General features: G+C 64.3%; 10 protein-coding genes. 4 read left to right on the forward strand and 6 right to left on the reverse strand.

What is annotated here, in order from left to right; translation table 11 throughout:
• The first annotated feature begins 6 nt into the window (after nt 1-6).
• Nucleotides 7-552, forward strand: coding sequence for a DUF924 family protein (locus FJ527_RS03870; protein WP_015317679.1), 546 nt, complete (start codon nt 7-9; stop codon nt 550-552).
• An 8-nt stretch (nt 553-560) separates the two neighbouring features.
• Here FJ527_RS03870 and folK read toward each other — a convergent pair whose 3' ends face one another.
• From folK to folP, 3 genes are read right to left on the reverse strand one after another with little or no spacing between them, the layout of a single operon-like run.
• A complete protein-coding gene (gene folK / locus FJ527_RS03875; RefSeq protein WP_015317678.1) occupies nt 561-1,073 on the reverse strand; it encodes a 2-amino-4-hydroxy-6-hydroxymethyldihydropteridine diphosphokinase in 513 nt (170 codons plus the stop codon).
• The gene (gene folB / locus FJ527_RS03880; protein ID WP_140821805.1) at nt 1,057-1,416 is read right to left on the reverse strand and encodes a dihydroneopterin aldolase; all 360 of its coding nucleotides are present in this window, start codon (nt 1,414-1,416) and stop codon (nt 1,057-1,059) included. The genes folK and folB overlap by 17 nt, the downstream gene beginning before the upstream one ends.
• A 3-nt stretch (nt 1,417-1,419) precedes the next feature.
• A complete protein-coding gene (gene folP / locus FJ527_RS03885) occupies nt 1,420-2,268 on the reverse strand; it encodes a dihydropteroate synthase (protein ID WP_140821807.1) in 849 nt (282 codons plus the stop codon).
• 114 nt (nt 2,269-2,382) lie between these two features.
• On the opposite strand from folP, the gene FJ527_RS03890 reads away from it, so the two are divergent.
• Both FJ527_RS03890 and FJ527_RS03895 read left to right on the forward strand, forming a co-directional pair.
• Nucleotides 2,383-3,003, forward strand: a complete 621-nt coding sequence (locus tag FJ527_RS03890) for a DUF922 domain-containing protein (protein ID WP_140821809.1) — start codon at nt 2,383-2,385, stop codon at nt 3,001-3,003.
• Between the two features lie 230 nt (nt 3,004-3,233).
• The gene (locus tag FJ527_RS03895; protein WP_140726807.1) at nt 3,234-4,715 is read left to right on the forward strand and encodes an MDR family MFS transporter; all 1,482 of its coding nucleotides are present in this window, start codon (nt 3,234-3,236) and stop codon (nt 4,713-4,715) included.
• On the opposite strand, the gene FJ527_RS03900 is transcribed toward FJ527_RS03895, so the two are convergent.
• From FJ527_RS03900 to FJ527_RS03910, 3 genes are all read right to left on the reverse strand, one after another.
• On the reverse strand, nt 4,716-5,747 hold the full coding sequence (locus tag FJ527_RS03900) for an NAD(P)/FAD-dependent oxidoreductase (RefSeq protein ID WP_140616266.1): 1,032 nt from the start codon (nt 5,745-5,747) through the stop codon (nt 4,716-4,718).
• Between the two features lie 88 nt (nt 5,748-5,835).
• Nucleotides 5,836-6,156 (reverse strand): 2Fe-2S iron-sulfur cluster-binding protein, encoded by a 321-nt coding sequence (locus tag FJ527_RS03905; RefSeq protein WP_015317672.1) that lies wholly within the window; start codon nt 6,154-6,156, stop codon nt 5,836-5,838.
• A gap of 143 nt (nt 6,157-6,299) precedes the next feature.
• A complete protein-coding gene (locus FJ527_RS03910) occupies nt 6,300-6,668 on the reverse strand; it encodes an Hpt domain-containing protein (RefSeq protein WP_015317671.1) in 369 nt (122 codons plus the stop codon).
• 274 nt (nt 6,669-6,942) lie between these two features.
• On the opposite strand from FJ527_RS03910, the gene FJ527_RS03915 reads away from it, so the two are divergent.
• Nucleotides 6,943-13,296 carry a kinesin gene (locus FJ527_RS03915; RefSeq protein WP_140821811.1) on the forward strand — a complete coding sequence of 2,118 codons (6,354 nt, stop codon included), beginning with the start codon at nt 6,943-6,945 and terminating at the stop codon, nt 13,294-13,296.
• Nucleotides 13,297-13,309 lie beyond the last annotated feature (13 nt).

A 13,309-nucleotide genomic window follows, 5' to 3' on the forward strand; every position in this document is an offset into this window, starting at 1 on the left:
TTAGGCATGGAATTGGACAGCAGAGCCCTGTCGATCACCAAATTCTGGCGCGACGCCGGCGAGGATGCCTGGTTCGAGAAGAACGACGCTTTCGATGCCGATTTCCGCGACCGCTTCCTCGATCTCCACTACGCCGCAGCGCGCCGTGAATGCGATGTCTGGTCAAGCCATGCCGAGGGCTCGCTGGCGCTGATGATCCTGCTCGACCAGTTCCCGCGCAATTGCTTTCGCGGCACCGGCCACATGTTTGCGACCGACCCACTGGCAAAGCATTTTGCGCAAAAAGCGGTCGATGCCGGCCACGATCTGGCATTGGAACCGGAAGTGCGTGTGTTCCTCTATTTGCCGTTCGAACATTCGGAAAATCTTGCGGACCAGGAGCGGTCGGTCGAACTTCATACCGCCAGGGCCGCGTTCAATCTGAAATACGCGCTGGAGCACCGCGACATCATCCAGCGCTTCGGCCGCTTTCCGCACCGCAACCGGATGTTTGGCCGCGAGACCACGGCCGAGGAAAAAGCATTCCTGGATGACGGTGGTTTCTCCGGCTGATCCGCGATTTAGCGCCGCCACCAGTCGCGGCCCGACGGCAGCCGCTCGATGCCGGCCGCATCGACCGCGCTCAGGCGATCAGCCACGCGTTTGCCGCCGACGGCAAGATCCGGCGCGATTTCGGCCAGCGGCGCCAGCACGAAGGCGCGCTCCAGCATGCGCGGGTGCGGCACTTCCAGGCCCGTTTCATGGATGATGCGGTCGCCGAACACCAGGATGTCGATGTCGATGAGGCGCGGCCCCCACCTCTCCTCACGCACGCGTTTGAGCTTTCGCTCGGCATCGAGGCAGAGGTCGAGCAATGCCCGCGGCGACAGCCGCGTCGATAATTCGGCGGCCGCGTTGAGGAAATCCGGCTGGTCGAGCTTGCCCCAGGGCGGCGTCCGGTAGAGCGAGGAGACGGCGGCCATGTCGGTATCGGGATCGGCGTCGAGCAGGCGCAATGCGGCTCCCATCGACGCCGCCGGATCGCCCAGATTGCCGCCGAGGCTCAGATAGACGGTGTTATTCGGGCCAGACAACGGTCACCTCGACGTAATCGAGCACGCCAGGCACCGGCGCATTGGGCTTGCGAACGGTGACCTCGGCTTTCCGCATCTGGGGAAAGCGCCCGGTGAGAGCCTTCGCGACTTCCAGGGCCAGCGCCTCGATCAGGAAGCGCCGGTGTCCGGTGATGATCTCCTCGATGACGGTGAAGGCGACGCCGTAATTCACCGTTTCCCCGATGGCGTCATCGACGAGCGCGCGTCCCGGCTCGACGGTGAGCGAGGCATCGACATAGAAGCGCTGCCCCAGCGCTTCTTCCTCGTCCAGCACGCCATGCCGGGCAAAGAAGGCGCAATTCTTCATGCGGATGACATACATGGCTCAGCGTTCCGATCCGGTTTCCCGCGCCAGCATAGCATCCGCCACCGCCAGCGCGTCCACGTTGATTGCGACATCATGGACGCGAAACAGATGCGCGCCCTTGAGCCGGAGAATGACGCTGGTCGCCGCCGTGCCGGCCGCCCGGTCGGCGGCGTCACGGCCGGTGACGGTGCCGATGAAACGCTTTCGCGAGGTACCGGCCATCAGCGGGAAGCCGAGCGCGCCAAGCTCGGCAAACCGTGCCATCAGATCGAGGTTTTCCTCCGCCGTCTCCTTGGCGAAGCCGAAGCCGGGGTCGAGCACGATATGGTCGTCGGCGACACCTTGCCCGCGCCCGATTTCAAGCGATTTTCCCAGGAACGCCAGCTGGTCGGCGATCACATCGGGCAGCTTGTCGCGATCCCGTCCGGTATGCATGATGACGAGCCCGGCGCCGGTTTCGGCCGCCACTCGCGCAATGTCGGGCTCACGCTGCAGACCCCAGACGTCGTTGACGATATGCGCACCGGCCTTGACGGCGAGCCGCGCGGTGTCGGCACGATAGGTGTCGACGGAAATCAGCACGTCGCCGACCTGCGCCAACGCCTCGATCACGGGCAGGATACGGGCCTGCTCCTCGCTGGCCGATATCGCGGCCGCGCCCGGGCGGGTCGATTCTCCGCCGACATCGATGACGGCGGCTCCTTCCCCGATCATGCGGCGCGCCTGGGCGAGCGCGGGTTCAGGAGCATCAAACAAGCCACCATCGGAGAAGCTGTCGGGTGTGACATTGAGGATGCCGACGACCACGGCCTTGCCGCCAAGCTCGAGATGGCGCCCATGCGCCAATTGCCATCGCCCGGCCGTCATTGCGCTTCAACCATGGGCTCATCAACCAAGATGTCATCAACGATGTGTGATCCGCATTGGATCAATTCCGTTGCGCCGGCGAAGGCCGTAAAGCAAGGTGATTGAAGAGGCAACATGATGATACGATCCCTGCTCTGCGCACTGCTGCTTACCGCCGCCGTTCCGGCGAATGCGGCCAATCTGGTGAAGACATACAGCTATTTCGCCATTGGCGGCAGAACGCTGGAGGATATCGAGCAGCAACTTGCCAAACACGGGCCCCAGGTCAAAAGCACGGGGTCGCGCCACCCTGGCGCCACCCAGATGGCTTTCACGACACGCATCAGCTACGCCAGCCAGCCGGGCTCCTGCCGGATCGCCGACGCGATCGTCACCGTCAAGGTCAAGGTGATCCTTCCGGAATGGCGCCGCCCGCGCAAAGCCGACGCCGATGTGCGGCTGTTCTGGGATACCTTGTCCGCCGACATCAAGCGCCATGAAGACCGCCATGTCGAGATCGCCCAGAACCACGGCCGCGCGCTGGAAGACGCCCTGAAGGCAGCTTATCCGCAGAAGGATTGCGATGCCGCAAAGGCCAAGGCCGCCGCGATCACTGCGGCCGAGCTTGCCAAACACGACAGGGACCAGGTGCGGTTCGACCGTGTCGAAGGCGCCAATTTCGAAAGCCGCATCCTGCGGCTGCTGCGTTACCGGATGGAGCGCATCGAGAGCGGCCAGTTGCGGCCGCCGGCCTGAACCTCCTCGCCGCCTCCGTTCGCCTGGATGCAAGCCAGCCGGGCGGAAGCGTAGTGCCAGCTTGGAATTTTTTTCGAGCAACCGTCGAAATCGGCCTATACGGAACGACATATCCAGGGTTGCCAAGGGCACAATCCAGAAGCACGGGCATCACGATCGATCACGCCGCAGATGCACCAGACAAGCCCAATGGTGATGCGGCAGCGCAAAGCGCATGGACGAGAAGATTTATGGACCAGGCTGTCGACAAGCAGGCCGTGGCGGCCGTGAGCGCGCCGCTGAGCGAAAGCGAAAAGAACGCCATTATTGGCGGCGTTCTCCTGTCGATGCTGCTGGCAGCCCTCGACCAGACCATCGTCGCGCCCGCCATGCCGACCATCGGGCGCTTGCTCGGCCGTGCCGAATACCTGCCATGGATCGTCACCGGCTACCTCTTGACCGCAACCGCCGTGGCACCGCTCTACGGCAAGATTTCCGACGTCTATGGGCGTCGGCCAACCGTCTACGCGGCAATCCTCATCTTCCTTGCTGGATCGCTGGTCAGCGCACTGGCCCCCAACATGTTCGTCCTCATCCTGGGTCGCGCGATCCAGGGGGCCGGTGGCGGCGGTCTTTTCGCGCTGACGCAGACCGTGGTCGGAGACCTCGTCCCGCCGCGCGAGCGGGCGCGCTATGCGGCGTGGTTTTCCGGTACCTGGGCCGTTGCCAGCGTCGCCGGGCCGCTGCTGGGCGGCACCTTCGCTGAGCATCTGCACTGGTCTCTCATTTTCTGGATCAATATCCCGCTGGGCTTTCTTGCCATGGCGATCATCAACAAGCCGCTCAAGAAGCTGCCCATCGCGGCCAAGAACCACAGCATCGATGGCCTCGGCGCATTGCTGCTGATCGTGGCAACGGCGCTGTTGCTGCTGGCACTGAACTGGGGCGGCAGTGCCTATCCCTGGTTATCGCCGGAAGTCATCGGCGTCCTGGCGTGCTCCGCGCTGTTCTGGGGCGCCTTTGCCTTGCGGCTGATGCGGGCGGCCGAACCGCTCATCTCGCTCGAGGTGCTGGGCAACCCGATCGTCCTGGCCGGCACCCTGTCGATGTTCCTGCTCCAGGCCTCCAGCGTCGGCCTTGCCGTGTATCTGCCGGTCTATCTGCAGTCGATACTCGGCCTCACGGCCAGCGAGTCGGGCATTGCAATGCTTGGTCTTCTGCTTGGAACCGTGGGCGGCGCCGCTTCCAGCGGCCGCCTGATACCACGCTTCACCCACTACAAGCGCATCGCCATGGTCGGCGTCGTCTTCGCCATCCTGTGCACGGGCCTGCTGGCTTTTGTCGCCGGCCATGCATCGCTGCTTGTCGTCGAAGCCCTGACCATCTGTATCGGGCTGGGAACCGGCACGACATTTCCGGTAACCACCGTGTCCGTGCAGAACGCCGTCGACCGCATGCATCTTGGCGTGGCGACGGGGGTGCTTACCTTTCTGCGTTCGCTGGGCAGTGCATTGGGGGTGGCGATGCTCGGCGCGGTCGCCCTTGGCTTTGGGTTGCCGCTGGCCGGCGAAGGCGTTCAGGTGGCTGGACATGTCGTATCGGCCCAACCCTTCGTGATGATCTTTCTCGTCGCGGCCGGCACTCTGGGATTGGGCCTCGTCACGCTGACGCTGATGCCCGAGAAAGAACTTCGGGGCCACGTCGATGATCCGGCGCCGATCCTGGCGGAATAACTAGCCGGAAACGCCGAGCTTCTTTTGCAGGCTGGTGGACGAGGTCGTGTACTGGAACACGATACGCTCGCCGGGGCTGACGATGCGCTTGGCGGCCTGCGCCATCAGCGCCACCTCGTGAAAGCCCGACAGGATCAGCTTCAGCTTGCCCGGGTACCAGTTGATGTCGCCCACCGCGAAAATGCCGGGCACCGAGGTCTGGAACTTCTCGGTATCGACCGGGATCAGGTTCTCATGGAGATTGAGCCCCCATTCCGCGATCGGGCCGAGCTTCATGGTCAGTCCGAAGAACGGCAGCATGCGGGTGCAAGGCACCTCGATGTCGCCATCCGGGCCGCCCTTGATGGTGGCCGATGACAACTGGCCATCGGCTCCGGTGAGCCCGGTCACCTGACCGACCCTGAATTCCAGCTGCTTCATCTCCTGCATGGCGTACATCTTGTTGACGCTGTCGGGCGCCGCGCGAAACTCGGCCCGCCGGTGAACCAGTGTCACGCTCTTTGCCATCGACTGCAGGTTCAGCGTCCAGTCGAGCGCCGAGTCGCCGCCGCCGACGATGACAAGGTCATGGCCGCGGAAGTCCTCCATCCGGCGCACCGAATAGAAGACGCTCTTGCCCTCATAGGGTTCGATGCCCGGGATCGGCGGGCGCTTCGGCTGGAATGAGCCGCCGCCGGCGGCGATGACCACCACCTTGGCCTCGAATACCTCGTTCTCGTCCGTGGTGACGCGAAAGCCGCCGTCTTCCAGCTTCTCAAGGCTGGAGACCATGCGGTTATAGGTGAATTCAGGCTGGAACGGCGCGACCTGCTCAAGCAGCTTGTCGACGAGCCCTTGCGCCGAGATCGAGGGCCAGCCGGGAATGTCGTAGATCGGCTTTTCCGGATAGAGTTCCGCGCATTGGCCGCCGGGCTTGTCGAGGATGTCGATCAGGTGGCATTTCAGGTCCAGCAGGCCGAGCTCGAACACGGCGAACAGGCCGACCGGCCCCGCCCCGACAATGAGGACGTCTGTGCTGATGATGCCGGTCATGATGCGCCTCGCTGCGAAAGTCCGGGCGAGACTGCATGACCAGCGGCCCGCTGCCAAGCGTCAGCGGCAAAAATCGCCCGTGCTGGCTTCAGCCCTGACGCTCGGGCACCCGGACGATCAGGCCGTCGAGCGCGTCGCGTACCTTGATCTGGCAGGACAGGCGCGAGTTCGGCTGGACGTCGTAGGCGAAGTCCAGCATGTCTTCCTCCATCGCCTCGGGCTCGCCGACTTCGGCCGTCCATGCCTCATCGACATAGACATGGCAGGTCGCGCAGGCGCAGGCGCCGCCGCACTCCGCCTCGATGCCCGGGACAGCGTTGCGGATGGCGTTCTCCATGACCGTCGAGCCGTTTTCGGCGTCCACGTCGAAATGTGTGCCGTCATGGGCGATGAAGGTCAGTTTGGTCATTTGTCACCTGAAGGGAGTTTCGCCCCGGACGAAGGGAGTTCGCCCGAGGGGAAAGCGAGTTTCGCCCGAGATAATCACTCCGGCAAACAAGTCAACTGCCGTGCGAAAGCGGCGCTCCGTGACGTTTTTGTCGCAAACCTGGATCAGCGATTGATGGCGGCGATGAAGTCGCGCACTTCGTCGATCAGCCTGCCGAGCCGCTTGAGCGTCTGGGCGTCCTCCGGGCGATGCTCGATATCGGTGACGCAATCGGCGATGGCGAAGGCACCCACGCCACGGGCCGACCCTTTCAATCCATGAGCCAGCAGGAGCCGGTCCTTGATGTCGGCATCGACTATTTTGTCGCGTACCGACAGTGCCTGCTGTACAAACAGCGCCAGCACCTCTTGCTCGAGGGCGCGGTCGCCCATCGTTTGCCGGGCAAGGTGTGCCAAATCGACCGGTCGGGACTGCCTCGTTCCCGATACGTCGCCCCCCGGCATTGAGAAGGCAATGCCGCTTTCGCCACGCATGAACTCGAACTCCATTTTCTTCGGTCGCCTGAAAACCTAGGCGAATCCAGTGGACAACGGGTTAATGGATGGCCCGGAAAAATGTTGCGAAAGCGGCGCCCAAATCACGCTTCCGTTAACCTTATATTTAAAGTTTTACGTATCCCGCGGAATGCATGTTTTCTTTACCCCCCTGTGTCATTACGATACGAGGGTCCATTTTCAGCCTCCTGCGCGGGGGTAAGACAAGCACAATTATAAGCCCCCGCGGCAGCTAGTACAGGGTAGCGAAGGCATGGCGAAGAAACCAACAACGACCAGAACTCTCGACAGCGACGTAGCCAGGGAACTCGAAAAAGCGCTCGATCTCGACCTGAGCGGCGATACCGATAGCGGCGACCTCGATATCGCGGCCTCGATGGAAGATCTGGAAGCGCAGATATCACAGGCCGCCGACGAACTGGCACGCGAGGGACGCAATCAGCAGCCGGCGCCCGTCGTCGATCAGCCCCAGGCCGCGAAGCCCGCGACAAACGCCAAGCCGGCCGAACTTCGCCCGGTCGAGACGCGCAATGGTGGCCAGCCCGCCGGCTTCGCGCCAGCCAACGACGATCGTCAGAAAGATTACAAGACCCTTCTGCACAGCCTGAACAGGCGCGCCTCCAACACCATTTACTGGGTCATCGCCTTTGTCTCGCTTGCTTGGATCGCGGGCGCCGGCGGACTGGCGAACCTGCTTTTTGGACCGGGCATCTGGCGGATCCGCACGCTGGACCAGTTCTTTGCCCGCCCCGAACTGATCGGCCTTGCCGTCGCGGCTATCGTGCCTGTCATCCTGTTCTGGGCCTTCGCGACGATGATTCGCCGCGCTCAGGACATGCGCATCGCCGCGCAATCGATGACGGAAGTGGCCTTCCGCCTGACCGAGCCGGAAAATATGGCCCAGGATCGCGTCATGATGATCGGCCAGGCCGTCCGCCGCGAGGTGGCTGCCATGGGCGAAGGCATCGAACGCACCCTTGCCCGTGCCGTCGAACTGGAGACGCTGGTCCACAGCGAGGTCAACCAGATCGAGCGCTCCTATTCGGAAAACGAAACCCGCATCAGGTCGCTGGTCGACGGATTGGGCAGCGAACGCGAAGCAGTGGTCACCCATGCCGAACGCGTCCGCGCCTCGATCTCCGGCGCGCACGAGACGCTGCGCGATGAAATCGGCGCGGCAAGCGACATCATCCGTGACAGCATCCTCAACGCGTCGACCAAACTGTCGATGACGATCACCAATTCCGGCGACACGCTGATCGACCGCATCAACGAAAGCTCGATGTCGATCTTCGATTCGGTGGAAGGCCGCCTCGACAACATCACCGACCGGCTTTCGACCTCCGGCGAGGCTTTCGCCAGCCTGCTCGACACCCGTATCGCCAAGCTGACGGACACCACGGACGGTTTGACCCGTTCGTTGACGGACCTGCTCGACGATCGCACCACCGGCATGGTGTCGCTGCTCGGCGGCGCCGCGCGCACCCTCAATTCCGAGTTCGAGGCCAGCCTCAACGGCATCGAACGCACCTTGGCCGAACGCGGCCAGGCGCTGATCAGCGAATTTCAGACCCGCGCCGAAGCGCTGGACACCGGCACCCAGAAGCTCAATGCCGCGCTGGAAGCCCGCGCCCGCCAGATCAACGAAACGCTGGTCGAGCGCGCGCGCGAAATCGCCCACACCTTCGCCGAGAGCAAGGACACGCTGTCGGCCATGATCGATCAGGGCAAGACCCAGATCGGCGCCGACATGGCCGACATCGTCACCTCGACCTCTTCCATGCTCGAAGCGCGCGCCAGCGATTTCGCCGGCCGCATGGAGGCAGCCCGCCACGTCGTGTCGCGCTCCTTCGATGCCGACATCCAGCGGCTCGCCGACGCGCGCGTCGGTATCGAAGAAGCCGTCGAAAACCATAGCCGCAAGCTCTCCGAGAGCCGCGAGCGCATGGCGGCAGCCATGCAGGCGGACCTGGAGAAATTCGACGAAGGCCGCGCCGGCATCGATGCGGCGGTGACCAACCAGGTGCAGAGGCTGGCCGAAGGCCGCAGCCTGATAGCGCGTGCGCTCGAAGAAGACCTGCGTAAGGTCAACGAATCGCGTGCCGCCATCGATGCGTCGCTCGGCAGCCACCTCGAAAGGCTGGAAGAAGGCCGCAACCGGCTCTCACTGGCTCTCAATGAAGACTCCGGAAAATTGGTGCAAGCTCGTACCATCATTGATGAAATGGTGGCCGGGCATGTTGGAAAACTGGCCGAAGGCCGCAACATTTTGTCGCGCGCCTTGGAGGCCGATCTCGGCAAATTGTCCGAGAGCCGCGCCGACATTGACGGCCTTGTCGCCGGCCAGGTCGAGAAAATCGCCGAGGGCCGCGCGGTGCTCGCCAAGGCGCTGGAAAACGACATTGCTGGTATCAAGAACCTCATCGAGGCGCATTCGGCGAAACTGGCCGAGGACCGCACGCAGCTTGGCCGTTCGCTCGAAAGCGACCTGTCGGGGATACGCGGGCTGATCGACAGCCATTCGGGACGCCTGGCGGAAGACCGCGGCCTGCTGTCGCAGACGCTCGAAGCCGACCTTGCCAAGCTGGCCGAAAGCCGCTCCAGCATCGACGGTCTGGTCGCCGGCCAGGTCGAGAAGCTCGCCGAGGGCCGCGACATCCTCAAGCGTGCGCTGGAATCCGACCTCAATACGATCAAGAACGTCATATCAAGCCAGTCGGACAGGCTGGCCGAGGATCGCGGGCAGCTCTCACGTGTTCTGGAAGCCGATCTGCAGAATGTGAACAGCGTCATCGCCGACCACATGAACAGGCTGGTTCAGGATCGCTCGACCTTGTCGAAGGCGCTGGAGGACGATCTCGCCAAGCTGGCCGAAAGCCGCTCCGGCATCGACGGTCTGGTCGCCGGCCAGGTCGAGAAGCTCGCCGAGGGTCGCGACATCCTGCGCCGCGCATTGGAAGCCGACCTCAGCACGGTCAGAAACACCGTTGCCGATCAGTCCCAGAAGCTGGTCGACGACCGCGCCCAGTTCGCCCGCGCGCTGGAGGCCGATCTCGAAACTGTCAACAGACTTGTCAACAGCCACTCGGACCGACTTGCCCAAGAGCGATCGACACTGTCAAAGGCGCTTGAGGCCGATCTCGAGGCTGTCGGCAGCCACGTCAGCAGTCACGCGGAACGGCTTGTGCAGGAGCGTTCGACCTTGTCGAAGGCACTTGAGGCCGACCTTGAGACTGTCGGCACCCACGTCAACAATCATGCGGAACGGCTTGTGCAGGAGCGTTCGACCTTGTCGAAGGCTCTCGAGGACGATCTTGCCAAGCTGGCCGAAAGCCGCTCCAGCATCGACGGTCTGGTCGCCGGCCAGGTCGAGAAGCTTGCCGAAGGGCGCGATGTCCTCAAGCGTGCGCTGGAGGCAGACCTTGCCAAGCTGGCTGAAAGTCGCTCCAGCATCGACGGTCTGGTCGCCGGCCAGGTCGAGAAGCTCGCCGAAGGCCGCGACATTCTCAAGCGTGCTCTCGAAGCCGACCTCCAGAAGCTGACCGAAAGCCGCGGCGATATCGACGATATCATCGCCGGACATGTCGGCAAGTTGTCCGAAGGCCGCAACATGCTCAGCCGCGCGCTGGAAGATGATCTCGGCAAGCTCGCCGAAAGCCGCAAGGAGGTCGATCGTTCGCTGTCCGGCCACATCGACCAGATCGCGGCCAGGAGCACGGACATTTCCGCCGCGATCGCCGCCGATGTCGACAAGATCGAGCAGGCGTTCAGCCGCCAGACCGGCATCATCGAGGAACGCGCCGGCACCATGGAGCGCGCGCTCTCGACTGGTGTCGACAACGTCCGCAACGTGCTCGAGAAGAGCGCTGTCTTCGTCGCCGGCGCATTGCGCGAAAAGGTGTTGGAAGTCACCAGCACGCTGCACGAACAGGCCGGTGCGGCTTTCAGCGACGCCGATCGCAAGATCGCCGAGCGCGCCGAGCAGACGTCCGCCGCCCTGCTGGCCCGGGCCGAAGACATCGCCCGCACCTTCGAGGAGGCCGATCGTCGCCTCCACGCCCGTGCGGAGGATACGTCGAACGCCCTGCTCGCCCGCGCCGATGACACCTCCAGCTCGCTGCTGGCCCGTGCCCACGAAACCGCCGATCAACTCGCTGCCCGCGCCGGCGAGATCGCCGGCACCTTCGACATGGCCGACCAGAAGCTTGCCGCCCGCGCCCAGGAAACCGCCGATCAGCTGGCCGCCCGCGCAAGCGAGATTGCCGGCACGTTCGACGCGGCCGACCAGAAGCTGGTCGCCCGTGCCGTGGAAACGGCGCAGTCGCTGGCCGCCCGCGCCGGCGACATCCTGCGGAACTTCGAAAGCGCCGACCAGCGGCTCGGCATGCGCATCGGCGAATCCGCCGAGGCGCTCGCCGCCCGCGCGTCGGACCTCGGTCGTATCTTCGATGCCGCCGACCAGCATTTGGTCTCGCGCATCGCCGAGGGTTCGGACGCGCTGTCCAGCCGGGCATCCGAAATCGCCCGCATCTTCGACGACGCCGACCAGCGCCTGGTTTCGCGCATCGCCGACAGCACCTCGACGATCGGCGAGCATGCGCAGACCATTGTCGGCGCCTTTGCAAGCACCGAGCAGCGGGTCGCCGATCGCGCCCGCCAGACCGGTCAGGAGCTGGCCGTGCACGCCCGCGAAATCGAGCAGGCGCTTGCCGGCGCCGACGAGCGTCTTGCATCGAGCGCGGCGGCAGCGGCCGCCCGTGTCGAAGAACAGATCGCTGGGGTCGAAAACCGGCTCGCCTACACCACCGAGACGATGGGCCAGAAGCTCAATGAGCAGGTGTCGAGTGCCGAGGCACAACTCGTATCGCGTGCCAATGTGATCGCGGAAACCTTCACCGCGGTCGGACAACATATCGGCCAGAGCACCAATGACGCGGCCAAGACGATCGGCGCCAACACCCGCGAGCTCAACACCATGCTCGCGGCGCGGTCGGCCGAGATGTCGAAGATCCTCGACGAAACCGCGCGGCCTTTGGTCGAGCGCTTCGCCCAGGGCGGCTCGGAACTGCAGAAGAGCATGGAAGAGGTCACGGAACGCGCGACCGAGAAGCTGCGCAGCGAGAATGCAGCCCTGGTCAACGCACTGGCCAGCCGCACCGCCGAAACCTTGTCGGCGGTCGAAGGCGCCCGCTCGTCGCTGTCCGACAGCGTCGCCGATCTGATCGGCCGCATGACCAAGTCCAGCTCGCAGCTCGGTCAGCTGATCGAGCAGGCCGCGGTCAACCTCGGCGAGGTCGACGAACGTCTGACCGGCAGCACGCAAAGCTTCGCGGCGACCACCGAAAAGGCGGCGCAGACCTTTGCCAGCTCGGCGCGTCTGGTCGATTCGAACACGACGAGGCTGACGGAACTGTCGTCGTCGACCTTGCGCGAAGTCGCCTCGATCGCCACTAAGTTCGATGAACACAGCCGCTTGCTGGCCAGCGCCTCGGACCTGTTGAGCTCGGCCCAGAGCAACCTCGAACACACGCTGGAAAGGCAGTCCTCACTTGAGGACCTCGCCGTCGGCCTGGTCAAGAAGTCGGAAGATCTCGAACGGGTCATGCGCTCGTTCGAAAATCTCGTCGGCCAGACCCTGCAGAACGCCGAGGGCAAGACGATGGAGTCCGCCGACAAGATCCGCAACGCCATCACCGACGTCGTCGATTCGGCAACCAAGCGTTTCGCCGATGCGACCGAGGAGATGCGGCGCACCGCGGGCTCGATCAAGAGTGAACTCGACCTCACCCGCGCCGAGCTCAAGAAGGGCGTCATCGAGATGCCGGAAGAGGCAAAGGAGTCGACATCGGCCATCCGCCGCGCGGTTTCCGAGCAGATCAACGCCTTGAAGGAGCTTTCGGACATCGTGGCGAAGTCCGGTCGTGGCGGCGACACTTCAGAACCGCGCCCCTTGCGTCCTGCGCCGCAGGCGCCGGCCGCACGCGCCGCCGAGCCGCCCCGTCGCGCCCCGGCACCGCAGGCGGACCTGCGCCCGCCACAGGCCCCACTGGGCGGCGCGGGACTGCGCGGCACGCTCGATCTGGAGCGCCCGGCTGAGGCAGCACCGCGCCAGCGTGCCACCGACGCCACTGCCCGCGCGCCGCAAGGCGGCTGGGTGCGCGATCTCTTGACCGCGGCGTCGAACGATGCCGAGCTCAGGCCGGCGGCTCCCCAGGCGCCAGCGGAAGCCCCGCGCGCGGCCCCTGCCCAGCGTTCGCCGGCACATGTCGTGGAATCGCTGAACTCGCTGTCCGTCGATATCGCGCGGGCCATCGACCACGATGCCTCGATCGAGCTGTGGAACCGCTACCGCCGCGGCGAGCGTGACGTGTTCACGCGCAGGCTCTACACGCTCAAGGGCCAGCAGACGTTCGACGAAATCCGCCGCAAGTACCAAGCGGAGGCCGAATTCCGCACCGCCGTCGACCGCTATTGCGACGATTTCGAGAAGCTGCTGAAAGATGTCTCGCGCAACGACCGTGACAACATCATGGCGCAGACCTATCTCACGTCGGACACCGGCAAGGTCTACACCATGCTGGCCCATGCCAGTGGCCGCCTGCATTAGGCGGTCGGTAAGA

The sequence above is a fragment of the Mesorhizobium sp. B2-4-18 genome (genome assembly GCF_006441385.1).
GTDB lineage: Bacteria > Pseudomonadota > Alphaproteobacteria > Rhizobiales > Rhizobiaceae > Mesorhizobium > Mesorhizobium australicum.

Excerpts from the sequence above, each read along its gene's own strand:
- FJ527_RS03870 (WP_015317679.1), top strand. The coding sequence starts at position 7 with ATGGAATTGGACAGCAGAGCCCTGTCGATCACCAAATTCTGGCGCGAC.
- folB (WP_140821805.1), bottom strand. The coding sequence starts at position 1,416 with ATGTATGTCATCCGCATGAAGAATTGCGCCTTCTTTGCCCGGCATGGC.
- folP (WP_140821807.1), bottom strand. The coding sequence starts at position 2,268 with ATGACGGCCGGGCGATGGCAATTGGCGCATGGGCGCCATCTCGAGCTT.
- FJ527_RS03890 (WP_140821809.1), top strand. The coding sequence starts at position 2,383 with ATGATGATACGATCCCTGCTCTGCGCACTGCTGCTTACCGCCGCCGTT.
- FJ527_RS03895 (WP_140726807.1), top strand. The coding sequence starts at position 3,234 with ATGGACCAGGCTGTCGACAAGCAGGCCGTGGCGGCCGTGAGCGCGCCG.
- FJ527_RS03900 (WP_140616266.1), bottom strand. The coding sequence starts at position 5,747 with ATGACCGGCATCATCAGCACAGACGTCCTCATTGTCGGGGCGGGGCCG.
- FJ527_RS03905 (WP_015317672.1), bottom strand. The coding sequence starts at position 6,156 with ATGACCAAACTGACCTTCATCGCCCATGACGGCACACATTTCGACGTG.
- FJ527_RS03910 (WP_015317671.1), bottom strand. The coding sequence starts at position 6,668 with ATGCGTGGCGAAAGCGGCATTGCCTTCTCAATGCCGGGGGGCGACGTA.
- FJ527_RS03915 (WP_140821811.1), top strand. The coding sequence starts at position 6,943 with ATGGCGAAGAAACCAACAACGACCAGAACTCTCGACAGCGACGTAGCC.